At 53.8% G+C, this 22,272-nt stretch carries 27 protein-coding genes; 16 read left to right on the top strand and 11 right to left on the bottom strand.

Annotation, left to right across the window (positions count from 1 at the left end):
* Positions 1 to 3: 3 nt before the first annotated feature.
* Positions 4 to 1,767, bottom strand: coding sequence for a hypothetical protein (locus H6F67_RS02870; protein WP_190763147.1), 1,764 nt, complete (start codon positions 1,765 to 1,767; stop codon positions 4 to 6).
* A gap of 231 nt (positions 1,768 to 1,998) precedes the next feature.
* Between H6F67_RS02870 and H6F67_RS02865 the strand changes: the two genes are divergently transcribed.
* The 4 genes from H6F67_RS02865 to H6F67_RS02850 all read left to right on the top strand — a co-directional run bounded on the left by H6F67_RS02865 (position 1,999) and on the right by H6F67_RS02850 (position 4,924).
* Positions 1,999 to 2,700, top strand: a complete 702-nt coding sequence (locus tag H6F67_RS02865; RefSeq protein ID WP_190763145.1) for a response regulator transcription factor — start codon at positions 1,999 to 2,001, stop codon at positions 2,698 to 2,700.
* A gap of 2 nt (positions 2,701 to 2,702) precedes the next feature.
* Positions 2,703 to 3,797 (top strand): cell wall metabolism sensor histidine kinase WalK, encoded by a 1,095-nt coding sequence (locus tag H6F67_RS02860; protein WP_190763143.1) that lies wholly within the window; start codon positions 2,703 to 2,705, stop codon positions 3,795 to 3,797.
* Between the two features lie 128 nt (positions 3,798 to 3,925).
* Positions 3,926 to 4,270, top strand: a complete 345-nt coding sequence (locus tag H6F67_RS02855) for a DUF3288 family protein (protein WP_190763141.1) — start codon at positions 3,926 to 3,928, stop codon at positions 4,268 to 4,270.
* A gap of 207 nt (positions 4,271 to 4,477) precedes the next feature.
* Positions 4,478 to 4,924, top strand: coding sequence for an ATP-binding protein (locus H6F67_RS02850; protein ID WP_190763139.1), 447 nt, complete (start codon positions 4,478 to 4,480; stop codon positions 4,922 to 4,924).
* Between the two features lie 306 nt (positions 4,925 to 5,230).
* On the opposite strand, the gene H6F67_RS02845 is transcribed toward H6F67_RS02850, so the two are convergent.
* Positions 5,231 to 5,902 carry a Mo-dependent nitrogenase C-terminal domain-containing protein gene (locus tag H6F67_RS02845; protein ID WP_190763137.1) on the bottom strand — a complete coding sequence of 224 codons (672 nt, stop codon included), beginning with the start codon at positions 5,900 to 5,902 and terminating at the stop codon, positions 5,231 to 5,233.
* A 98-nt stretch (positions 5,903 to 6,000) separates the two neighbouring features.
* On the opposite strand from H6F67_RS02845, the gene H6F67_RS02840 reads away from it, so the two are divergent.
* On the top strand, positions 6,001 to 6,369 hold the full coding sequence (locus H6F67_RS02840) for an EamA family transporter (protein WP_190763134.1): 369 nt from the start codon (positions 6,001 to 6,003) through the stop codon (positions 6,367 to 6,369).
* Between the two features lie 36 nt (positions 6,370 to 6,405).
* Here the strand turns inward: H6F67_RS02840 and H6F67_RS02835 are convergent, their stop codons facing one another.
* Positions 6,406 to 7,434 carry a glycosyltransferase family 1 protein gene (locus H6F67_RS02835; protein WP_190763218.1) on the bottom strand — a complete coding sequence of 343 codons (1,029 nt, stop codon included), beginning with the start codon at positions 7,432 to 7,434 and terminating at the stop codon, positions 6,406 to 6,408.
* Between the two features lie 193 nt (positions 7,435 to 7,627).
* Between H6F67_RS02835 and H6F67_RS02830 the strand changes: the two genes are divergently transcribed.
* A complete protein-coding gene (locus H6F67_RS02830; RefSeq protein WP_190763132.1) occupies positions 7,628 to 8,803 on the top strand; it encodes a DNA double-strand break repair nuclease NurA in 1,176 nt (391 codons plus the stop codon).
* Between the two features lie 454 nt (positions 8,804 to 9,257).
* Positions 9,258 to 9,539 (top strand): hypothetical protein, encoded by a 282-nt coding sequence (locus H6F67_RS02825; RefSeq protein WP_190763131.1) that lies wholly within the window; start codon positions 9,258 to 9,260, stop codon positions 9,537 to 9,539.
* Positions 9,540 to 9,677: 138 nt separating this feature from the next.
* On the opposite strand, the gene psbM is transcribed toward H6F67_RS02825, so the two are convergent.
* Together psbM and H6F67_RS02815 are read right to left on the bottom strand one after the other, a co-directional pair.
* Entirely contained in the window at positions 9,678 to 9,791 is a 114-nt protein-coding gene (gene psbM, locus H6F67_RS02820) for a photosystem II reaction center protein PsbM (RefSeq protein ID WP_190763128.1), read from the bottom strand.
* Between the two features lie 81 nt (positions 9,792 to 9,872).
* Positions 9,873 to 10,172, bottom strand: a complete 300-nt coding sequence (locus H6F67_RS02815) for a 2Fe-2S iron-sulfur cluster-binding protein (protein WP_190763126.1) — start codon at positions 10,170 to 10,172, stop codon at positions 9,873 to 9,875.
* Between the two features lie 271 nt (positions 10,173 to 10,443).
* Here H6F67_RS02815 and psbB point away from each other — a divergent pair, with 271 nt between their 5' ends.
* The 7 genes from psbB (at position 10,444) to H6F67_RS27565 (ending at position 15,514) form a co-directional block, all read left to right on the top strand.
* Positions 10,444 to 11,976, top strand: a complete 1,533-nt coding sequence (psbB, locus tag H6F67_RS02810; protein WP_190763124.1) for a photosystem II chlorophyll-binding protein CP47 — start codon at positions 10,444 to 10,446, stop codon at positions 11,974 to 11,976.
* A 113-nt stretch (positions 11,977 to 12,089) separates the two neighbouring features.
* Complete coding sequence (locus H6F67_RS02805; RefSeq protein WP_190763122.1) at positions 12,090 to 12,188, top strand: photosystem II reaction center protein T; 99 nt, start codon at positions 12,090 to 12,092, stop codon at positions 12,186 to 12,188.
* A 157-nt stretch (positions 12,189 to 12,345) separates the two neighbouring features.
* Positions 12,346 to 12,864 (top strand): transcriptional regulator NrdR, encoded by a 519-nt coding sequence (gene nrdR / locus H6F67_RS02800; protein WP_190763120.1) that lies wholly within the window; start codon positions 12,346 to 12,348, stop codon positions 12,862 to 12,864.
* 209 nt (positions 12,865 to 13,073) lie between these two features.
* Positions 13,074 to 14,048 (top strand): 30S ribosomal protein S1, encoded by a 975-nt coding sequence (locus tag H6F67_RS02795; RefSeq protein ID WP_190763118.1) that lies wholly within the window; start codon positions 13,074 to 13,076, stop codon positions 14,046 to 14,048.
* Between the two features lie 304 nt (positions 14,049 to 14,352).
* Positions 14,353 to 14,616, top strand: a complete 264-nt coding sequence (locus H6F67_RS28450) for an RsbRD N-terminal domain-containing protein (protein ID WP_396797549.1) — start codon at positions 14,353 to 14,355, stop codon at positions 14,614 to 14,616.
* Positions 14,574 to 15,044, top strand: a complete 471-nt coding sequence (locus H6F67_RS27570) for a sensor histidine kinase (RefSeq protein ID WP_396797548.1) — start codon at positions 14,574 to 14,576, stop codon at positions 15,042 to 15,044. The genes H6F67_RS28450 and H6F67_RS27570 overlap by 43 nt, the downstream gene beginning before the upstream one ends.
* Positions 14,960 to 15,514, top strand: a complete 555-nt coding sequence (locus H6F67_RS27565) for a response regulator (protein WP_242020460.1) — start codon at positions 14,960 to 14,962, stop codon at positions 15,512 to 15,514. The genes H6F67_RS27570 and H6F67_RS27565 overlap by 85 nt, the downstream gene beginning before the upstream one ends.
* A gap of 96 nt (positions 15,515 to 15,610) precedes the next feature.
* Here H6F67_RS27565 and H6F67_RS02785 read toward each other — a convergent pair whose 3' ends face one another.
* Positions 15,611 to 16,582 (bottom strand): M28 family peptidase, encoded by a 972-nt coding sequence (locus tag H6F67_RS02785; protein ID WP_190763116.1) that lies wholly within the window; start codon positions 16,580 to 16,582, stop codon positions 15,611 to 15,613.
* Between the two features lie 376 nt (positions 16,583 to 16,958).
* Here H6F67_RS02785 and H6F67_RS02780 point away from each other — a divergent pair, with 376 nt between their 5' ends.
* A complete protein-coding gene (locus H6F67_RS02780; RefSeq protein WP_190763114.1) occupies positions 16,959 to 17,171 on the top strand; it encodes a hypothetical protein in 213 nt (70 codons plus the stop codon).
* Positions 17,172 to 17,283: 112 nt separating this feature from the next.
* On the opposite strand, the gene H6F67_RS02775 is transcribed toward H6F67_RS02780, so the two are convergent.
* From H6F67_RS02775 to H6F67_RS02760, 4 genes are all read right to left on the bottom strand, one after another.
* The gene (locus tag H6F67_RS02775; RefSeq protein WP_190763111.1) at positions 17,284 to 18,930 is read right to left on the bottom strand and encodes a tetratricopeptide repeat protein; all 1,647 of its coding nucleotides are present in this window, start codon (positions 18,928 to 18,930) and stop codon (positions 17,284 to 17,286) included.
* A gap of 56 nt (positions 18,931 to 18,986) precedes the next feature.
* The gene (locus H6F67_RS02770) at positions 18,987 to 19,622 is read right to left on the bottom strand and encodes an ATP/GTP-binding protein (RefSeq protein WP_190763109.1); all 636 of its coding nucleotides are present in this window, start codon (positions 19,620 to 19,622) and stop codon (positions 18,987 to 18,989) included.
* 95 nt (positions 19,623 to 19,717) lie between these two features.
* On the bottom strand, positions 19,718 to 20,086 hold the full coding sequence (locus tag H6F67_RS02765) for a roadblock/LC7 domain-containing protein (protein WP_190763107.1): 369 nt from the start codon (positions 20,084 to 20,086) through the stop codon (positions 19,718 to 19,720).
* Between the two features lie 52 nt (positions 20,087 to 20,138).
* Positions 20,139 to 20,621, bottom strand: a complete 483-nt coding sequence (locus H6F67_RS02760; RefSeq protein ID WP_190763106.1) for a hypothetical protein — start codon at positions 20,619 to 20,621, stop codon at positions 20,139 to 20,141.
* 840 nt (positions 20,622 to 21,461) lie between these two features.
* On the opposite strand from H6F67_RS02760, the gene H6F67_RS02755 reads away from it, so the two are divergent.
* Complete coding sequence (locus H6F67_RS02755) at positions 21,462 to 21,656, top strand: hypothetical protein (protein ID WP_190763104.1); 195 nt, start codon at positions 21,462 to 21,464, stop codon at positions 21,654 to 21,656.
* A 170-nt stretch (positions 21,657 to 21,826) separates the two neighbouring features.
* Here the strand turns inward: H6F67_RS02755 and H6F67_RS02750 are convergent, their stop codons facing one another.
* On the bottom strand, positions 21,827 to 22,048 hold the full coding sequence (locus H6F67_RS02750) for a hypothetical protein (protein WP_190763102.1): 222 nt from the start codon (positions 22,046 to 22,048) through the stop codon (positions 21,827 to 21,829).
* Between the last annotated feature and the right edge of the window lie 224 nt (positions 22,049 to 22,272).

Below are 22,272 nucleotides of genomic sequence, written 5' to 3'. Positions count from 1 at the left end.
GCCTCACCTCGGCACATACCCGGAAAATTCTGGCTTATACGTGCCAAACAGCGAGCCGTCGGAATTGTAAAGCTCGATCGGCAAGTCGGCATTTTCACTGATTGCTGCCAGTGCCCGCAACAGAGAATTGACATGAGAGAGCAGGTCGGCCTGAGTTGCATAGTCGCCGCTCATACGGGTTTGCGTCATCGTTTGCTCAACGAGACGATCGTAAGTTGAGGTGATCCGCACCCGAATCGCTTGATCGGCAAACGAGAAATCGCAGATTTTGGGCGAGCCGTTGCAGGTGCGATCGAGATCGTCCGCTGCCGCCTCCTGCGCTCTTGCCGTCTTCAACATTTCTCGCGATCGCGCCAATGCCGTTCCATAAGCGGCAAGTAGCGGCTGGGTGCGATCGTGATAGATCGTGTTGGGCGGAACTTGCTGAGCATTGGTGAGAGCAGACTGCCACGCTTCAACGGCTTGCGACCAAGCGCGATTCCGCTCGGCAGCTTCGGCTTGATTGGCGGCACTCAGGGCATCGTTGTAGAACCGAGTCGAGGCGGTTTCGCGGGTAGCGCGATCGCGAGATGCTGCGAGTTTTGGCTGGTAGATTGCCAAAAGCTGTTGGGCTTCGGTTTGCGCCATTGTCGTCGCGGGCACTTTTTGCAGCGCGGACACGACGCTTTCCCAAGTCGCCTGCACAAGCTGCCAGCTATCAACCGAGTTGGCGACGCCTTCTCTAGCTTCAGCAATGCGAGCGGTCGATCGCGCGTTGTTCAACTGCGCTTGTGCCTGCCGTTCCAGGTCGATGCGGCGGCTGATCGTGGCGAGGTTGGCTTGATATTCCGTCAGTTTGCGCTGGGCGAGAGACGCCACCGGGCTGTCGGGTGGAACCTGCTGGACACGAGCGATCGCCTGCTGCCAGTCGGCACGGATTTCCTGCCACGTGCGAAACGGGTGCGGCGGATTTTGGCTTTTTAGGGCGGCGGCGTTTGCCAGATGCAGGGCAGACACGATCTGCTGGAGTTCGCCTGCTTGAGCCTGCACGAGTTGCAGTTGAGATTGCGCTTCGTCATGCCGCCGCGACCAAGGCGGAATTGTTTCGAGCAAATCGCTCGCTTTCGTCAGTTGATCGTAAGCGTCGATCACGGCTTGGGCGGATGTCGTCGTGGCGATCGTCTGACCTGCCGTTTCTCGCAGTCGCTCGGCCTGCACCAGCGGCACACAGTTTCCCAAAACACAAGGGCGCGTCATTGCCCACAAGCTGCCGCCAAACGCCGTCACTGCCACCAAAACGCCCAGCCCCAAAACGCCGACAGGCAGCGATGCATCGCGCCAACGCCGATCGCTTGTTGGCTCCAAATCAGCTTCCACCAAAGCAAGCGGGGCAGTTGTCTTTGTGGCAACGATATCGTTCCGGGACGCCACGATCGCGCTGGTGGCGGGTACGATCGCGCCTGCGGAAGCAAGAGAAAATTCTTGCATTGCATAGGGCTGAGCCTGTCCCTTGACGCGCAAAAACATCTGTACAGGCAGCGCGTCAGCCGCATCAACGGCGGCAAGTACGTCTGATTGAATTGATTCGATCGCTGCCTGCAACCGAGCAAAGAGTGAGCTTTGATCAGTCTCTTGCGATTGTTCTGCCGAGATTTCTGCCAAGATTAATAGTCGATCGTCTTTGTGGCCGCAGCGAATCGAAAGCGGTGGAGTGAGGGCGGCTTGCAGCTTGGTGGCGAGCGTTTGCAGCTTGGTGGGCTGCGATCGATGAGGAGTGACGGTTTTCATGGCAGTGAACCAAAAATTTCTGCTTGATTTTGAACCGCTTGCGAGAATGAAGAAGCATCTTAGCGTTAAACAGCCCCCTCATCCCCTTTCCCTTTCCCCCAGGGAGAAGGGGAACCGGATTTCAAAGTCCCTCTTCCTGAGGGGGAGGAATTGAGGATGAGGAAAATTCGTTAAGATGCGCTCGATCGTTCTATTCATAGATGGCCGAAGTGTGCCATAAAGTCAATGATTATGGACATTTTGATTGTGGAAGATGAAGTCGAGATCGCCAAGTTGATCCAGATGTATCTGGAGAAAGAAGGCTTTGCCTGTCGGGTTTGTCGCGATGGCCTGACCGCTGTGCAGATGTTTCAAGAGCAGCAGCCCGACTTAATCATTCTTGACCTGATGCTGCCCGGACTGGACGGACTGGAAGTGTGCGCCCGCATTCGCCAAAAGCCCGGAGCCAAAGATCCTTACATTTTGATGCTGACGGCGAAAGGGGAAGAGATCGATCGCATCATCGGCCTTTCGACTGGAGCGGATGACTATATGGTGAAGCCGTTCAGTCCGCGTGAACTGGTCGCCCGCGTTCGCGCTCTGCTGCGACGCACTCTGCGGCAGGGCGGACAGTCGCAGGGCTATCAAACGGCGCACTTTGCGATCGATATCGAACAGCGCGTCGCCAATCGCCTGCTGGAAGGCACAGCGGAACCGCTGGATTTGACCACACTGGAGTTTGATTTGCTCTCGACGTTTATGAGCCATCCGGGGCGCGTGTGGAATCGATCGCAACTGATTGAAAAACTGTGGGGCGGCGATTTCTTTGGCGATGAGCGCGTGGTGGACACGCATATTGCTCGGTTGCGAAAGAAAATTGAGCCTGATCCGGCTAGTCCGACTTTTGTGAAAACGGTGATCGGCGTGGGCTATAAGTTTGAGGATGCCGCTTAGCCATGAAAAATGGAGGGCTGCGATCGCGCCTGTTTTTCTCACATTTGATCGTGCTGGTCGTGGCGCTGGTGACGATTTTGGCGATCGGCAAGATTTTTTCGCCGCGCTTTTTCGCCGTGTATCTGCGGCAAATTGAAGTGCGCGGCTTTCGCGTTTGGCAATATCGCAAAGAACTGGTGCGCGGCTTTGATACGGCTTGGTCGCGAGGTGCGCTGTGGGCGGTGGTGAGCGGTGTGGGAACGGCAGCGGGCGTCAGCTACTGGCTGTCGCGGCGGATTGTGCAGCCGCTAGAGCAGATGGAAGAGATTACCCAGAAGTTTGCGGCGGGTGAAATGGACGAGCGGATGGGCGCTCAGGAAATCGAAGAATTTGACCATCTGGCAATGAGCTTTAACCGGATGGCGGCAGCGATCGAAAACATCGAGCATCGACGGCGCGATCTGGTCAGCGATTTGACGCACGAACTTCGCACACCGTTGACCGTGCTGGCCGGATATTTGGAGGGCTTGAGCGATGGCGCGATCGATCCCACGCCGGAAGTGCATCAGCGCTTGCTGAGCGAAACCACGCGGATGCGCCGTCTGGTCGATGACTTGCAGGAGCTTTCCAAGATGGAAGCGGGCTATCTGGCGATCGACGTGCAACCGTTGGACTTGCAGCCGCTACTTTCTAGCCTCGTGCAGCGCTTTTCCGATCAGCTTTTGGACGAAACCAGCCCAAACTTAAAGCTGATTTATCCGCCTGCCGTGCCGCTAGTCTTGGCCGATGCCGAGCGGGTTGAGCAAATTTTGGTGAATCTAATCGGCAATGCGATTCGCTATACGCCCGCAGGCTCGATCGAGGTTTCCGTCAAGCCGGACGGTAGCCGAGTGTGGATTGCGATCAGCGACACGGGCATTGGCATCGCGCCAGAAGATTTGCCGCAGGTGTTTGAGCGCTTTTGGCGAGCCGATCGATCGCGCAACCGCACATCGGGCGGAACGGGCATTGGTCTTGCCATCTCGCGCCGCTTGGTCGAACTGCAAGGCGGCGCGATCGAAGTCGAAAGCGAACTGGGCGTCGGCAGCACGTTTCGATTTTCCCTGCCGATCGCGTAGGCTGACAAAGTCTTGCTCTACATCTTGCTGCCAACAAGCGATCGCCGTCAGCAAAACAGCAAAATCAGCGATCGCACTCGACCCCAAATCAGGTAGGATTGCTTCTCAATTCTGCACTTTTTCAATCTATGGCTGGCGAAACAAACTCACCTTCCAAAAACCAACCGCCCAAAGACCAACCGTCCAAAGATCAACTGCTCAAAGATCAACAGCATCCGCTTTGGCGCAGCGATCGCGACATCGTTAACGCTCTGTTGGACGGTACGCCCGACGATTACAATTTGGCAGAACTGGCGCGGCTGTGCATTCGCTATCGCGGATTTCCCGGTGCACGAGACATCCAGACGGATTTGAAGCGCGTCTTGGCACAGTGGAACTTGACCGAGGCCAGCTTGTTCGATCGCACCCGGCAAATTCACCAAGCTGCACAGGTGTATCGGGGGCGCGGCAGCCAGCGCGAAGATTGGAGCTAGCGTCGCCAGCAGAAAGGGATGTGATAGGATGAGCATAGAGGTGTGGAAAACACTACCTCGCCCAGGGAATCGTCATCTGCTGCGGTTTGCGGGTGTTTTGCTCACGTCAAGCCGTCTTCTTGAAGCTCGCTGGTTTCAAACAGGCGCGATCGCGTCGAATCAAAGAGACCGTCCAACTTGTTCACCTGAAGCTGTGAGGTTTCTTGCGTGCTTGCTATCTCGCTGCGTCCGAGCGGGCGCAAGTGGGGCACTGTTAGCTTTGCCTCTACTTTGCACCTCTGCCCGGTTCTAGATTTGCTGCTGGCCGAAGTTCCAGCCTGCTGTCGCGAAGATGTACGCCTCGGTCTACAGGAAGCGCTTGTCAATGCCGCCAAACATGGCAACAAGCTTGACCCCAACAAAACAGTTGCGGTTGAATTTTTCTCGGTCGAAGATCAATACTGGTGGATTATTTCCGATCAAGGTTCGGGTTTCACGCCCGCCTGCTGCTGCTCGATCGATCCTGTCCACCCCAGCACCCACGAGGTTGACGAATGCGGGCGCGGCCTCTTCATCCTCCACCAAGTTTTTGATCAGGTGTTGTGGAACCAGCAGGGAACCGAACTGCGCCTGTGCAAAGAAGTAAAACCACGCCGTTTGCCGCTGCTGCGCTAGCAAATCTCACTCTTTAACCGACCAAATCTTTTCTTGTTCGATCGCCCCGCCGCTCAACCCAACACAGTCGATCGAGCCATTTCCGTCTGAAAAGTCCTGGATAATTACCGCTGCAAAAGCCTACACATCCACGCCACCCACGTCCCCCTTCTCCAGGGCGCGAGGCTAATCGAGTGTGCAAGCGGCAACAGTCGAGCAATGTCGTGAGCGATCGCTCTCCAACCTTGCGTGAGCGAGGTAAACCTGCTGAGCGCAATCGGTCGAGACAACGTTGCGGCACGAGGCATTGACCGCTTAATACACTGCCTAGCAGTAGCGCGTCACGTCTTCTTTGCATTCATCCGCCAGATACGACAGCGCTCGAAACCGCAAGCCCACAAGTTGCTCATACACCGGATTGAGTTTGCACAAAGCGGGGATGTGGGCAATCTTGCGGCCAAACAGATTCACGTCGCGCTCAAACGGACATTGAGCGGGAATCATGCGGCACAAAAAATGCGCCAGCCGCGCATCCTGCACATCCACCTGATCGAGCCAGTCTTGCAGTGGGTGCAGCAGCGAGTGATGCAGGTCTGGTGAGTTGACGGCGAAGGCGGGCTGCTCGGTTTCGATGATGAGGTTGGAGACAGGCTCGATCGCAGCGTTGAGCGAATTGAGCAGGGGAGGCGCTAGATTCAGCGCTGCGCTGAACTCTTGAATTTTAAGGGCTTCTGAGTGTGAGTAAGCGCCGTCTGCGATCGCCACCATCACTGCTGTCCGCAAAAAGTTTTCGCCAACAGTCGGATCGTCTCCAAGGCCAGCCGCGAGTTCTGCGGCGGAAATCGGTTCGCAGTGCAAGTCTTGTTCGTCCATCAGCGTTGCAATCAAACGCTGCTCGTTTTCGTCACACTGACCATCGGCCAAGGCGATCGTCAGCAATCCTCGGAGCCAAACTGCCATTTGTGCGGAAGCGTATGGCGATCGAACACGCTGAACCATAACGGTTTGCCTGATGTAGATAAAGACCGAGTTGATTTTAACTTCGGAGCACGGCGGTGTCGCTGTAAACTAGGAAACTGAGTTGAGGAGATAGGTGCGTGAACTGGCAAGAATTTTTGCTGCTGCTGGCTTCGGTATTTGCGAGCGTGGGCGGTCAGTTTTTTCTCAAGGCCGGAGCGCTCAAGCTCGGCCAGGTCAGCGAGAGCAACTGGATGAGCCACATCCTCAATATCGCCACGACGCCGGAACTAGTAGCAGGATTGGCCTGCTATGGAGTGGGCGCAATTACCTATATTCTGCTGCTCACTCGCGTTAATCTCAGCGTGGCGGCTCCTGCTGTTTCCCTCATTTATGTTTTCGCTGTGTTGATCGGCTTTGTGGTGTATCGCGAACCGATTCCGTTCAGCCGCCTTGTCGGGTTAGCCTGCATCGTCTGCGGCGTGCTGTTGGTGATTTGGAAAAAGTGAAAAAGCCGATTCAGCTTTTCAGTTGCAGTGTAATAGCTAGCTGAATTTTTCTAAAATTGCAGCCGTCTCTTTACCTGTTTTTTCCCAGCTAAATAAGCGCGATCGCGCCAAACCTGCCGCCCGCAAATTCGATCGCACTTCGGATTTCAGCATCATCTGCATTGCCTCCGAAATTTCTTGCACCTGATACGGATCGATTAAAATTGCCGCATCTCCTGCAACTTCAGGCAGTGAAGCAAGATTCGAGGTGATCACCGGAGTTCCGCAGGCCATCGCTTCGAGAATCGGCAGACCAAAACCTTCCCACAGACTCGGAAAAACGAGCGCGATCGCCTGCCCAATCAAAATCGGTAGCTGCTCCGCCGTCACATAGCGAAGAAACTTGACGCGATTTGCAATTTGAAGCTGCTCCGCTTGCGCTTGGAGAGCCGGAGCGTAGCGCGGATCGATCGCTCCTGCAATCCACAGTTCTGCTTCTCCAGAAACAGCGGCAAAGCCTGCAATTAAACGCTGCAAATTCTTGTAGGGATCTTGTCGTCCAACATAAAGAAAATAGTTGGCGGTGGGCAAGTTGCGATCGAAAAAGCGATCGGCATCATAAGCTAGCAGAATTGGCGTAATTTTATTTGCAGAAATTTTGAAAAAGTCTTCTAAATCTTGGGCAGTTGCGATCGAATTACAAATGATGTGTTCGGCTTGGTTCAACACTTGCGGAACGCCATAGCGAAAATACGCCGTCAGCGGTGATTTGGCTCGCCCAAATCGCAGTGGAATGAGATCATGCACCATCACGATCGATCGACAGTTGGAGTAAACGGGCGCTTCGGGAATGGGAGAAAACAGCAAATTTGCCTTTCGCTGCTGATACAGCTTTGGAAGCTGAAACTGTGTCCAAATCAAACGGCGCACATGTCCCCGAAAGCCATACTGCGCGTTCATGTTGTTCGGCACAGGTTCAACCTGAAAGCCCGGATGTTCCTGCCAGCTTAGCAAGACGGGCGAAAGCGACTTTAGGTGTGGCAAAATGCCCGACAAATAAGTGCTAATGCCTGTCGGCTCAGCCATCAGCGCCGCACAGCTAATCAGCAAGGAAGAATGAACGCGAGTCACAGTCAAAGATCGTCTACCCGTTCTATTCGATCGCGTGCCACTTTAGCTTAGAGGCTGTCAGGAACGAGAGCAACAAGCACAAAGAACAAATGTATTTTCAAGGCGATCGCGCAGTAGGATTTGAACAAGCGATTTTGATTTTCTAGAGATGCTTGATTTGGTAAAACTGGCGCGACAGATGCAAGGCATTAGCCAGCACCTCAGCGACGAAGCCGAAGCCACCCGCCAGCGGCTTACCCTGGCTGAAAAACTGCTGGTGCAGGCACGATCGCATCAGGCTGATCTGGTCACTTTGCAGCAGATGTGGCGCGATCGCTTGGGCTTTGCCGCCGCCGAACCTGTGGAACCGCTCGATACAAGACAGGCGATCGCCGCTGCGCCTTTGGTTCACACCGTCCTTGCCACTGACGGATCGCAAATTGCCCCTAGTCATCACGAAATCGCCTACTGCTATTTGATCAATGTCGGACGAATCGTGCTGCACTACGGCCAAAGTCGCCATCCGCTGCTCGACAGCCTCCCCGAAGTGTTCTACCGTCCCGAAGACCTTTACGTTTCTCGGCAGTGGGGCATTCGCACCGAAGAGTGGATGGGATATCGGCGCACGGTTTCCGAGGCGATCGCGCTGGCAGAATTGGGACGGGAAATGAGCGATCGATCCCCAATTCTCGCAATGGTGGATGGTTCCTTGATTCACTGGTTCCTCGAACCGCTTCCGGCTGAGGCGCGAGAGGCGATTTTGCCGCCGATTCTCGATGCATGGCAGCAGTTGCGCGAGGCGCGAATTCCGCTGGTCGGCTATCTGAGTGCTGCCCGCAGCGGCGAGGCGTTGAATTTTCTGCGGTTGCACACCTGTCCGCACACAACGCCCGACTGTCAGTCGCACTGTCAGGGACAAACCGAAACCGCGCCCTGCCAAGTGTTTGCGCCCTTGCGCGACACGGCCTTGTGGTCGCTGCTGCTAGAACCAGGGCAGCGCAGTCCGTTTTGGCGCAGTTCGGCAAAAATCTTGGAGTTTTATGGCGAACAGGCGATCTATTTCTGCTACGTCCATGTTGGCTCGGAAGTGGCTCGCGTTGAAGTGCCCGCCTGGGTGTTTGCCGATCGCCACCTGCTCGATACCGCTTTGACCTTGACGATCGCCCAAGTCCAAAAGGGCTACGGCTATCCGGTTGCGCTGGCAGAAGCGCACAATCAGGCAGTCGTCCGAGGCGGCGATCGCGCCCGCTTTTTTGCGCTTCTGGAACAGCAGATGATCCGCGCTGGCCTGACGAACATCGGCACGTCCTACAAGGAAGCCCGCAAGCGCGGCAGCATTGCCTGAGTTCAATTCAGATTGTTGAAACGGCATCGACGGCTAGGAAATCTCCTCATCCCCTACTTAACCCCCTGGATTCGCGGACATTCTGTAATTTCTGCTACAAATTTTCGATCGCGATCGATCTTTACTTCCTCACACCCAAATCCGCAAAACATAGACAGAATCAGCCGTTTGGCGATCGTTCCACATCTCGCTTCAGAAATTTGCTTGACAGAGCAAAGTCCTTCCGCTACTTTTTGCCTTAACGCTGCTCCCAGCGTTGTGCCCAAAAGCTGAGCCGACGCGACCCGAAGTTGATTCCAGCCAACAACGGATCGCTAACCCGTCAAACTGATAGAGCCAGTCCGAGCGGGCTACGGAGATTTTACTCTCCCAGCCACCCCGATTGTCTTGCTTTGACTTTTGGGGTCGGCTGAGTTTTTGGGTTTTCCTGCCCGCTTACAAAAGGAAGACCCACATGAGAAACGACTTCATGTCGCGCCCGAATGAGCGCGACGGCTCTGCGCTGCTGCAAATTCCCTCGGCTTTCATCCTGCCGCAAGACCCGCGCTATGTGATCAAACACGTGCTGATCGGTCAGCCTGTGGCAGTCGATCGCACGATCCTGCATCTGCAACAACTGCGCTATGCGGATGCAACCACTTGGGCAAGACCGCTGGCGATTGGGGAACCGCTATCGATCGCGCCTGCTCCGGGTGATGTGATTAGCACGCTGATCCGCTATTTCCGCATTGAATAACCTGTTGGGGCGATCCCGTTCCGCAAGCTAAGGCGATCGATTTTGTCACGATCGCCATTTGCCACAGCAAAAATGCGCTCAAGAAATTGTCTAGAACGCATTTTTGCAACACTTATTCAAGTTTTAGTGAATCTCAGCTTATGAACCTTTGTTTTCGCGGCTCGCCGTTTGAATGTAAAGAATTAACAGAAAAACGGTAGGAACCAACACAAACAAAAGGCTGGCAACAAATCCAAGATCGTTAACTTCCATGACCTGCCTCTACGCTTATCTCAAATGGGTGAAACCTAAATTTAAGGATATCATCACCATCGAGCCACAGCCGCGATCGAATTACGAAGGTTTTGTTTTCACCGCAATCTCGCCGTTCACCATCACCTGACAGGCCAATCGATAGCTGTCCGGCTTCTTTTTGAATTTACGAATCTCAACATCCGTCCGAGGCGAAACGTTTTCTAAACCTTCGACGATCTCGACCGTGCAGGTTCCGCACTGGCCGTAGCCGCCGCAGTTCATCATCTTGCCCATCAGCGTGTAGAGGTCGATGCGGTTTTCGATCGCTTTGATTCGCAGATTCGCTCCATCAGCGGCAATCACCTCTTGATTTTCGTTAATAAACTTAATATTTGCCATAATCTACCTCCTGCTGCACTTCCACCCGTCTTGCGTCAGACTTTTGCTTGCAATCGCCTCTAACACTCGATACACTTCTACATACACTTTCATTTTTATCAAGCATCTTGTCAAACTGTCGAAGGTTGAAATCGTTCGTGAGGCGATCGCAACTTTTCAGACAGTGGCTCGATTTCGGTGATTCTCAATCTGGTAGGCTACCAGTAATGAACCACCTTAAGAAAAGGCTGAAGGAAGCGTTCAACCCGAATTATTAGGAGGAGCGTAGTCGATGGGACTACCCTGGTATCGCGTTCATACCGTCGTAATTAACGACCCCGGACGACTGATTGCAGTACACCTGATGCACACTGCCCTCGTCGCAGGCTGGGCTGGCTCAATGGCACTCTACGAGCTTGCCATCTTTGATCCCAGCGATCCGGTTCTCAATCCGATGTGGCGGCAAGGCATGTTCGTTCTGCCGTTCATGGCTCGCTTGGGCGTCACCGAATCTTGGGGCGGCTGGAGCGTCACAGGCGGCGCAGCCACCGATCCGGGCATCTGGTCATTTGAAGGTGTTGCGGTCGCGCACATCGTTCTGTCTGGTCTGCTATTCCTAGCGGCCTGCTGGCACTGGGTTTATTGGGATCTCGAACTGTTCAGAGACCCGCGCACGGGCGAACCCGCCTTGGATTTGCCCAAAATGTTTGGCATCCACTTGTTCTTGTCTGGTCTGCTTTGCTTCGGCTTCGGCGCATTCCACCTCACCGGACTGTTTGGACCGGGAATGTGGGTGTCTGATCCCTACGGCTTAACCGGAAGCGTCCAACCCGTCGCGCCATCTTGGGGACCAGAAGGATTTAACCCGTTCAATCCGGGCGGCATCGTGGCTCACCACATCGCCGCAGGCGTGGTTGGAATCATCGCTGGCTTGTTCCACTTGGCTGTGCGTCCGCCAGAGCGTCTATACAAAGCGCTGCGGATGGGAAATATCGAAACCGTTCTTTCCAGCAGTATCGCTGCCGTCTTCTTCGCCGCTTTCGTCGTGGCCGGAACAATGTGGTACGGCAGTGCCGCAACCCCGATCGAACTGTTTGGCCCCACCCGCTATCAGTGGGATGACGGCTATTTCCGCCAAGAAATTCAGCGTCGCGTTCAAGCAGACGTAGCCGACGGCTCCAGCCTGGAAGAAGCTTGGTCGAGCATTCCCGAAAAGCTGGCCTTCTATGACTATGTGGGCAACAACCCTGCGAAGGGCGGTTTGTTCCGCACAGGTCCGATGGTCAAAGGTGATGGCATTGCCCAAAGCTGGCTCGGTCATCCGGTCTTCACCGATAGTGAAGGTCGTGAACTGACCGTTCGCCGCATTCCCAACTTCTTTGAAACCTTCCCGGTAATCTTGACCGATAAGGATGGCGTTGTCCGCGCTGACATTCCGTTCCGTCGTGCTGAATCGAAATACAGCTTTGAGCAAACGGGCGTCACGGTCAGCTTCTACGGTGGTGACCTGAACGGCGAAACGATCGACGATCCCGCCGAAGTCAAAAAGTACGCACGCAAGGCGCAACTGGGTGAAGTGTTCTCGTTCGATCGCGAAACGCTAAACTCGGATGGCGTTTTCCGCAGCAGTCCGCGCGGCTGGTTCACCTACGGTCACGCTGTCTTCGCACTGCTGTTCTTCTTCGGTCACATCTGGCACGGTGCCCGGACGCTCTACCGCGACGTGTTCGCTGGAGTCGATCCGGATCTGTCAGAAGAGCAAGTCGAGTGGGGCTTCTATCAGAAAGTGGGTGACAAATCTACCCGCCGCAAGGAACCCGTCTAAACGACATCGACGGAAAGCGCAATGTGAAGTTCGATGACGTTCTCTCACAATTGCGCTTTCCGCCTCGATTCGCTCGATAAACTGATCATTAGCTGTTTAGGGGGACTAAACCAATGGAAGCTGTTGCCTATATTCTGTTTTTGGCAGGTGCGATCGCCGTTTTGTTCTTTGCGATCGCCTTTCGCGAACCGCCGCGCATTAACAAAGACTAGATCGGTTGCATTTCTAAGAAAGCCTGAGTTCTTCGACAGAATTCGGGCTTTTTGCCGTCTTAAGAGAAAATTACGTCCGGTTTCAGGCTGCGGTCACTGCTAAAATTGATGACTAACGATCACCTGTGACCACTAATTTTGCGAAAGGGCGTTGCTGATGCGCTGTCCACACTGCCAATTTACCGACAACCGAGTGCTTGAATCGCGTTCTGCCGAATCCGGCCAGAGCATTCGGCGGCGGCGCGAATGTTTGCAGTGCAAGCATCGCTTCACAACCTACGAACGAATTGAACTTGTGCCAATTACGGTCATCAAGCGCAACGGCGATCGCGAATCGTTCGATCGCAACAAGCTGTTGCGCGGCATTGTCAGAGCTTGCGAGAAGTCGGGTGTGAGTTCGATCGAACTGGAAAATCTGGTGGATGAAATTGAGATGGAGCTGCAACAGCGGCTCGTGCGGGAAATTTCCAGCAACGAAATTGGCGAGCTTGTACTAAAGCGATTGCAGCCGATCAACGAAGTTGCCTATATTCGCTTTGCCTCGGTTTATCGGCAATTTCGCGGCATTCGCGATTTTGCTGAAACGCTCAATCATCTTCAGTCCGGCAGTTCAGAGACCGAGCCGAAATTACTAGCAGATGGCGATCCTTCTCCATCTTTGGCAACTCGTTCTTAAAGGCTTGATCCAGCGGATTGATGGCGATCGATTGGCCGGATGACGCGAATTAGTTTAAGATTGATCTTCTAGGGTCTGCAATATTTTTGCAGGCATCATCTCCTACAAAAAACATTCACAAAGGGCGGGGCGACTGATGAATCGACGTGCCGATGCTGCGCTAGGAGACCACTACCCCAACGGAGACAACCACTAGGAACTTTATTAGCATGGTCAATCAGGAAAAAACAGATATTGGCTTCACTCTCGACGATTTCGCTGCACTTCTCGACAAATATGACTACCACTTCAGCCCTGGCGACATCGTTGCCGGGACGGTGTTTAGCTTAGAGCCGAGGGGCGCTCTGATTGACATTGGTGCTAAAACAGCGGCCTACATCCCCATTCAGGAAATGTCAATCAACCGCATTGACAACCCCGATGAGGTGCTGCAATCCAACGAAACCCGCGAATTCTTCATCCTCACCGACGAAAACGAAGACGGCCAGCTCACGCTGTCGATTCGCCGCATCGAATATATGCGGGCTTGGGAGCGCGTCCGGCAGCTTCAGGCGGAAGATGCAACCGTGCGATCGAACGTCTTCGCGACCAACCGAGGCGGCGCACTCGTGCGGATCGAAGGTCTGCGCGGCTTCATCCCCGGATCGCACATCAGTACCCGCAAGCCCAAAGAAGATCTGGTGGGCGAAGATTTGCCGCTGAAGTTTCTTGAAGTGGACGAAGACCGCAATCGCTTGGTCTTGAGCCACCGTCGCGCCCTTGTGGAGCGCAAGATGAACCGTCTGGAAGTGGGCGAAGTTGTGGTCGGCGCAGTGCGCGGCCTCAAACCCTACGGCGCATTCATCGATATCGGCGGTGTCAGCGGTTTGCTGCACATCTCGGAAATCTCGCACGACCACATCGACACGCCGCACAGCGTTTTCAACGTCAACGACGAAGTGAAGGTGATGATCATCGATCTCGACGCCGAGCGCGGACGCATTTCGCTTTCGACCAAGCAGCTTGAGCCGGAACCGGGCGACATGGTGAAAAATCCCAGCGTCGTTTACGAGAAGGCGGAAGAAATGGCGGCGAAATATCGCGAGCGGATGTTCCAGCAGTCGCAGCCGCAGGAAGAAGAAATTCCCGATGCGATCGAAGAAGGCGAAGTGGAAGTTGAAGAAGCTGTTGCAACCGCCGAGTAGGTTCTACGCAAATCAACTTTTGAAGAGGGCGATCGCCCTCTTTTTTTTGCTTGTGCGATCGAGCGGCTTGCTGCGGGCAGCAGGCAGAGCCAGCCCAGACCGCTCCTCCGGGTATAGATTTCTGACAATTGATTTACAGCTCAGGTCGATCGATTTATGCTGAAATGTCTCTTCATGCCAGTTTCATCGCAGCGACTTAATCTGGCCAACGTTCGATCGAAAAATCTTTAATATGGTCAGCACGAGAATTTCAGAAATCTTGACAGCATATGAAGCGGAATTGCTAACAGAATAGCTCCAAGAAATTGCTACAAGCAGCAATCGACGCGGACTTATTAAAGAAAGTGAACTGCGCCAAGAATGCCGCGAATTTCTCTCATTATTTCGGCAGGCAGTGCAGCAAGATCACCTCAGGGATATTCAGGCTCCGGCTTGGCAAGATGTACTCGTGCGCTCGAAACGATCGGGCGCAACGCTCGCGCTCAAGCTCAACTGGCCGAAGATTTGCTCGATGTGTCGCGCATCATGCAGGGAAAAGTCCGCCTCAACGTGCAGCCGCTCGACGTGAAACCGCTGATCGAAGCTGCGATCGAAACGATGCGCCCCGCTGCCGAAGCCAAAGAAATTCGGCTGCAATCCGTGCTTGATCCCAGAGCCGGATCGAGCGCAGGCGACAGCGATCGCCTCCAGCAAATCGTTTGGAATCTTGTCTCTAACGCGATTAAATTCACGCCCAAAGGCGGACGAGTGCAGGTTTGCCTCGAACAGGTGAATTCTCACGTTGAAATTGCGATTAGTGATACAGGCCAGGGCATCGAACCTGAATTTGTGCCCTCTGTGTTCGATCGCTTCCGGCAGGTCGATAGCTCCACAACCCGTTCTTACAGCGGCTTAGGACGATCGTCCGTCACTTGGTCGAACTGCACGGCGGCACGGTTCACGCTCACAGTCCGGGCATTGGTCGGGGCGCAACCTTCACCGTCAAGCTGCCGCTGATTCCCGTCCAGGTTGAATTTGAGGAGAGCGATCGCGTTCATCCCAAAGCGGACAAAGGAGCACCCTTCAACGCACCCGACTTGAACGGAGTGCGGGTCTTGGTCGTGGACGATGAAGTGGACGCCCGCGAATATGTGGCGGCGGTTTTAGAAGAGTGCAGAGCCGAAGTGCTGATGGCAAACTCGGCACAAGCTGCGATCGATCTGCTGACTCAACAATCGCCTGATGTCCTCGCCAGCGACATTGGCATGCCCGAAGCAGACGGCTACAGCTTAATTGCTCAGGTGCGATCGCTGCCTGCCAATCAAGGCGGACAAATTCCCGCTGTTGCCCTAACTGCCTACGCCAGAGTGGAAGACCGGACGCGCACGATCGCCGCAGGCTTTCAGTCTCACCTGTCGAAACCCGTCGAACCAGCAGAACTGGTGGCGATCGTTGCCCGCTCTGTAGAGTGGCATCAACTCAAATGAACCGACCCGCAAGCGATCGTAGATTGCTTGTCGCAGCCAGCCGTTACTTGCCGAACTCACATCATCGTCACACACATCTTTCTGCACATTCACCCTTCAAGCACCGCTCAATTCATCTTGTAGAAGCGTCGTCAGCGCATTCACCACAAGCTGAGCGGCTCCCGTAAAAAACGATCGATCGATCGTGTCGATCGTGTCGCTGGGCTGGTGATAGTGTGGCGTCCGAAAGTTGGCTGTATCGGTGACAAGGACGGCTCCGAACCCGTTCTTCCAAAAGGGAGCGTGGTCGCTGCGGAGCAGATCGGGCGGCAAAAAGCGAGCCAGCGGAACGGGCAAAGTCACGATCGGCGGCAGATTCGATCGCTGGGCTTGCTCGAAGCTGTGGATCAGCGGCATGTGACCGCGATCGCCCAAAATTGCAAGAAAATCGCCGCGATCGGTCGGCGGGTCGATCGGCAAATTGCCGGGATATTGCTGACAGCCAGATTCGTAGCAGGCATAGCCGAGCATTTCGAGGATGACTGCTCCTTGCAGTTCATCGGACTGGAGGCGATCGACAAAAGCGGAACTGCCTAACAGTCCGGTTTCTTCTTCATCGAACAAAACGAGTTGCAGCGATCGCGGCGTGTCGATCGTGCTGAACAGTCGGGCGGCTTCAAGGACGGTGGCGACGGCGGTGGCGTTGTCGTCGGCTCCAGGCGAAGTAGCCACGCTGTCGTAGTGTGCGCCGAGTAATATCTTGCCTGCGGCGGGATTGGTTCCCAAACGTTCCGCGACGATGTTGACGCCCTGCGCGAAGGTTTGCGCTTGCGGTGTCCATCCGGCCTCGGTTAGCGATCGCAAAATATAGCGGCGGGCGCGGCTGCGATCGATGCCTGCATAGCGGCGAAAGGCCAGCGATCGCAAATCGTTCCACAAGCGATCGGCGTTGAGGGTCGGCGGATTGATTTGAGCTTGGGCAAAGTTGACCTCGATCGCCTGCGGGCGCGGCGACCATTTCCACTGCCAAGCGATCGCCAAACTCAGAAAAACGGCAAGGCCAAATGCTACCCAAATCGATCGCTTCATGAGTCCAAATTCATGTGCCAGTCTTTATTCTAGGGAGATTTCGCGAAGCGGGTGAGGGCTGCGATGCGGCAATCGACGCAAATCTTTACAGCGCAATTTCAGCCCAAAAGCTTGACTCCCCAAAGGCGATCGAGTATCTTCTTCGATTACACGTTGGAAACGGCGTGTGTCGGTACATGTAACTCAAAAACTGAGTTGCGCCGCACCGGAAGCTGATCCAGAGCATTCCGAGCGGCTAACCCCCACAACTGATCAGGCCAGTCAGGAGGCTTTTCGGATTTTACCCCGCCGAGTCATCCTAACTTCTGCTGCGATCGCGGCTCGGTTTTGGGTGACTCGGTTTTTGGGTTTTTCTTCAAAAGGAGCAAAATCTAAAATGGCAAAATCTGCAAAGTCTCAGCCCGAATCGATCGGCGCAAAGCCAGAAATGGTGCGAGTGACCGTGACCGGATTGCGTCCGGGTGTCGATCAAATTGTGCGCGAACTGTTCCTCTGTCGCTTCTCGGAAATCAGCGATTGGACAAGCCCGCAGCCCGTTCCCAATCATCCAAACTTGGTGTCGGTAACGTACACACGACGGTTACGCTAAGGGACGGCTGATTGAATCCGTCCGAGGATCAATGGCTGTGAATACACCTTAAAGCTTGTAGGGGCGGCTTGCGAACTGCCCCTACCGAATGGTTGCTTAAAAAAATGATCGCTTAAGAAATAATCCGCTTGAAGATGCCGCCGATCGCTCCTAGCAAATTGCTGGCAGCAGGTCGATCGACTCGCGACCCTGCTTTTTGCAACAGCGCTTCATCGATCGACTGCATCCACTGGATCATGGCGCGATCGGCAGCCGAACCAGCGGGCAAGCGTCCGAGCGCGATCGCCCACTGCATCGCGGCGGCTTCCAGATTGTTTTGTTGCCGATAGACCAGTCCGAGATTGGCGATCGTTTGCGCTTCGCGAATCGGTTCTTGCCGATCTTGCAGGTGTTGCAGGCTTTGCTGATAGTGCGCTTTGGCTTTTTCCCAGTCGCCAAGATGCGCGTAGGTGTTGCCGAGATGATTGTGCAGTTGGGCGACTGGCAGCGCGTCCGAGGATGCTGCCGCTGCGATCGCCGTTTGCAGCATTTGCAGCCAGCGAGCCGCATCACCGCGATCGAGCATGAACGGCGTCAAGCTGGCGATCGTTGGAATGGCAATCGGCCATGCTTCCGCCTGAATTGCCCAATCGATCGCCGCTAGAAAATTCGAGCGATCGCGCTCAAAAATCGATCGGCTTGCCTCCCAGCAGGAACTCAAGATTTCGGCCATTTCCTGATAGTGTTGCGCCAATCGCAGCCGAAGAGCTTGGCGCGTTTCTGTAGATTCTTCGATCGCCAGTTGACTTTTAACCAGTCGCCGCAGCAGATCTGGCAGGCGATAGTCAGTCCCCGTCCATTCCAGCAGCCGCATTCGCCGCAGCAGAGCCAGACTTGCCTGTGCCGATTCGATCGAATCGCTCAGTGCTGCCGCTGTTTCTGCGGTCAAAGTCGGTTCGACCAGCACGCCAATTCGCCGCAGCAGTCGAGCAGTGGGCGCATCCAAACGGCGATAGCTCAAGTGGAAGCTGGCGCGAATGGCGGGATAGCTCAAGTGCGCTTGCTCACAGCGTTTGCGCTCCTCCATTAGCTGTTGCAAACAGTCATCGAGTTGCAGTTGTGGCTGTTGCAGCAGGGCCGCGATCAGACACAGCGGCAACGGCAAATTGTCACAAAGCTGCACGATCGCCTTGGCCGTTTTTGCTTCCGCCAAAATGGGTTTGGCAGGGGCGATCGCTTGCAAAAGCGCGATTCCATCCGCACTCGACAGCGGCTGAAGTTCGATCGTGTCAATTTCTGCGAGCGGCTGAGCGCTGGTCACTAAAATCGTACAGTCTTCGCTCAGCTTGAGGAGCGGCTGAAGCTGAGCCGCAGTTTCGATCGCATCGAGCAGCAGCAAAATCCGGCGATCGCTTAACTCGCTCAACTGCTCAACCGAGAGCGCACGACAGATTTGCTGTTCGATCGCCGCAGGCGAAAGCGGCGGCTCGCTGCGTAAATTCAAATAGACTTGCCCGTTGGTGAAGCGCGATCGAATCTGGTGCGCCAGATGCACAGCAAACGCGGACTTGCCGACGCCCGCCTGTCCAACGATCGCCATCACTTTCGGCGCAGTGCGAGGGCGCAGCCGCTGCCACAGCGCGATCGCCTGCTGCGTTTCCGCTTGGCGTCCGGTGAACTGAGCGGGCAGCAGCGGCAAAGCGGGCGGTTGCGCCAGTTGCTCGGCTGGAATTGCCCAATTCGATCGATGAAAGTGAAGCTTGGCGAGGGTGGCACTCATGACGGGTGGGATGGCGGGGGTCGGGAATCAGATGTCGGCTGTAAACCCGTCTCATTTCAATGCATTGAGCGATCGAGCGAGGTGACGGGCAGCGGTTGAGGGCGGCACACCGGAGCAGACAAGCGGATGGGCGAACGGACAGACATTGCGATTGGACGGTGCCGCTGATCGAGCAGGACGGCCAACAGCGCGAGATGAATGGCAAGATGGGCAGAAGTGCTGTTATTTGCATCAACGCCGATCGCCATTGGTCGATCGCGATCGGCATAGCCCAAGCGCAGCATGACTTCTTCACAGGTGCAGGCTTCCGGACAGTCAAGATGCGTAATTCCCACAACCATCGGGATTTTCACCTGCTGGTTCATGAAATCAATAATGTCTCTCGCTTTCGAGAAATCTTCAGGCCGATGCGCCGCCACCAGCAGAATGTAGGCATGTGCCCGCTGAATCAAAATGTCCCACATAAAGTTGAAGCGAGACTGTCCGGGCGTGCCATAAAGATGCAGTTGAAACGCCGATCCAACGGTGACGCGACCATAATCAAACGCGACAGTGGTGGTTGATTTCATTTGCGCCGTTTGATCGGTTGCGGTGCGATCGGTTTCAACGATGCCAACCTCACTCATCGATCGCACAAAACTCGTTTTTCCGGCTCCGGGTGTACCTGTAACCACAAATCGCAAAATGTCCATAGCGTGTTACTTCAAAGTTTGAACAAAACGGTAAACGAATGACGCCTCGATCGAATTGAGCGGGGCAATTTGCCAATCGCCCCAGCCAAAATCAACTACAAAACCAGCTTGAGTTCAGACACCGCCCGCTTGATTTCCAGCATTAGAACTCCCTGCTTCACAACTTTGCTTGCCAGCACCAAAAAGACTGCATCTTCACCGCAGCTTGTCAGGACGCCAAAGCCGTCTGTGCCTTCCACAAAAATTCGATCGATCGCACCTCGAACTAATTCACTGCCGATGCGTTCGCCCAGCGACAACATGGCCGCAGACATCGCAGAAACGCGCTCTTCGTCCATGCCGATGGGAAGATTTGCTGCCAGCGGCAACCCGTCGGGCGTGACGATCGCTGCGCCTTGAATATCCATCGTGTTGCTGACGAAGTTTTGCAGAATGTAGCTGAGTTTTTCAGTGTTAATTGCCATTGCAGGACTTCCTTATGGGTTGAATTGTTTGCAGGTGAATTGTTTGCGAGAACTAAGCGAGAACTTCGTAAGCCAAAACATCGTGTGTGCTGCCGCGCACAACAGATTCAATTTGCTTGCCGCGCAGTCGCTTTCCGGTTAGTTGCTCAAGGACGCCTTGAATTGCGCCTAAAGTGTAGGTGAGACAACGGCTCGAACCTTCTTCTTCTCCTGCCGAACAAATGGTTTCACGACAAAAAACTTTGATGATTTCGTCTTCAACAATTCGATCGATGATGCAAAGGCGAGTGCCTTCTTTGCCCAAAACTGAATTGAGAATTGGAGCCATTTCTGCCAGCGAAATATTGCGTTCGGCCAGGCCAAGCTGAATGGCAACCTGTTTGCCTCTGGCGCGACCTGCGGCAATCAAAGCGATCGCCGCAGCTTTTTCTCCGAGTGCTTCTTCAACACCCACTACAACCGCTTTGAAACAAACAATGCTGCTGAAATCGCCCAATTCAGAGCGAATGTTAGTCGCAGAGATAGACGTAACCATTGCAACGCCTCCAAAAAGTACAAGTGAGCGTAATTTAATCGTTGGTAGGCTCCATGATTTATCGCTCCGTTCTCGATGAAGGAGCGATTTCGATCGCGAATTTGGAATTATTTTGTGCAGGATGCGAATTAGAACTTGGTCGGGTGCGGAAGTCTAATTCATGCTGCTTGAGGTCAAGCTACGAAATATTGAAGCTCGATCGAAATGGTAGAGTGCTTTCTTCTGCTGTGCGATCGCAACGCTAAGTTCACTCAACAGGCTTCTTGAAAATTCTAGGCAATCAACTTTGAAGTTCCCATAAAGTAGCGTTAATTTCGAGTGAAGCGTTGATATTTTCTCTAAATGATTTCACGGCAATGTAACTAATTATAAAATTATGTTTATATCAGCCAATAAAGGTAAGTTTTTTCGATCGATGGTCTGATTTGCTCTGCTGACTTTGTAAGTAAATTATTCTCAGTAGTTTCCTTCAATTAAAAACGAGATCCAGCCAAAGCCGCCTACGCAGTGGGCATCTCTAGGTCGCAGGGTTTGATATTGAATTGTGTCTACCGACTTATGGATCGCTTTTTTGATTTGGAAAAGGCCAGTTCGATTAACCGCAATCAAATTGAAGATAGAACGGCGAAATTCATTCAGCAATCATGTCTTGTTCCTAGCAATAGATCAATGCATTCCTTTGTTAAGATTACTAAAACTCTATTGCTACTCGTATCGCTCGATACTTTCTTTATCAAAAAAACATTACAATCAAGAGCAAAGCGATTCATACTGTGATGACTCAGCAGTTAGAATTGCTGCAAACAGGTCAAAACGATTGCAAACAGCGAGGTAACTTCGATGTCAGAATCCGCCTGTAACGTTCCGACTCCCAGAACCACTCAAGAACTCGAACAAGCTATTCACCGCTACAAGTCCAGCGACTTCGGCGGACACGAATTGTTTTGCCACTGGCAGGCAATTCGCGATGCAGCGATCGCGCTGATGCCCCAAGAAGTCGATCGTCACGTAGTTGCGGGCGAAGACAGCTACTAGGAATTAGGGAACCGCTGGCGATTGAGCTAGCACCTTATGTCGATAATTAACTGTCGATAATTCAATGCAAAAAGCGATCGCCTCAATGAGAAGCGATCGCTTTTTGCTGAAAGCAGAGATTGAATTTTTAGCCGGATCGATCGATGAGCCAAAGGAAAAGGAATTGAAAGTTATTCAGCCTCCACCTTTGCTGGTGTTTCTGGCACGGGTGTTGTTGCCGTGAAAACGATCGCGTAGTTAGCTGAAGGAGTTAGACGTTGCAGCGCTCGTAAATAGCCATCGGCATCGCTGCGGCGGTGAAACTGTGCGGTAATTTGCTGCTGCATGTTGGGCAGCAGGCGAATAATTTGCCAAGGGTAAACGTTTGCTTTGGGCTTTGAGGTTGGTATCATGATCAAATCCTTCCCACGTTAAGCGTGGGGTGAGACAGCGTTCAAGAGCGCTGCGCGACGATCGCTCCACGAGTTGTCGAGGCTGGAGGAGCGATCGTTATTACAGCAATAGGGAAAATGGATTTTCAACGAACGCAAATGGCTCGTTGATCAAGATTCGATCGCATAATTGCGACAGAGTATTGCTAGCGATTAAAACGAGTCCAAGCGCTAGTATTCCTCAC

The sequence above is a fragment of the Microcoleus sp. FACHB-1515 genome, assembly GCF_014696105.1.
GTDB lineage: Bacteria > Cyanobacteriota > Cyanobacteriia > Elainellales > Elainellaceae > JAAUTJ01.
This window is presented reverse-complemented; position numbering and strand designations above follow the sequence as displayed.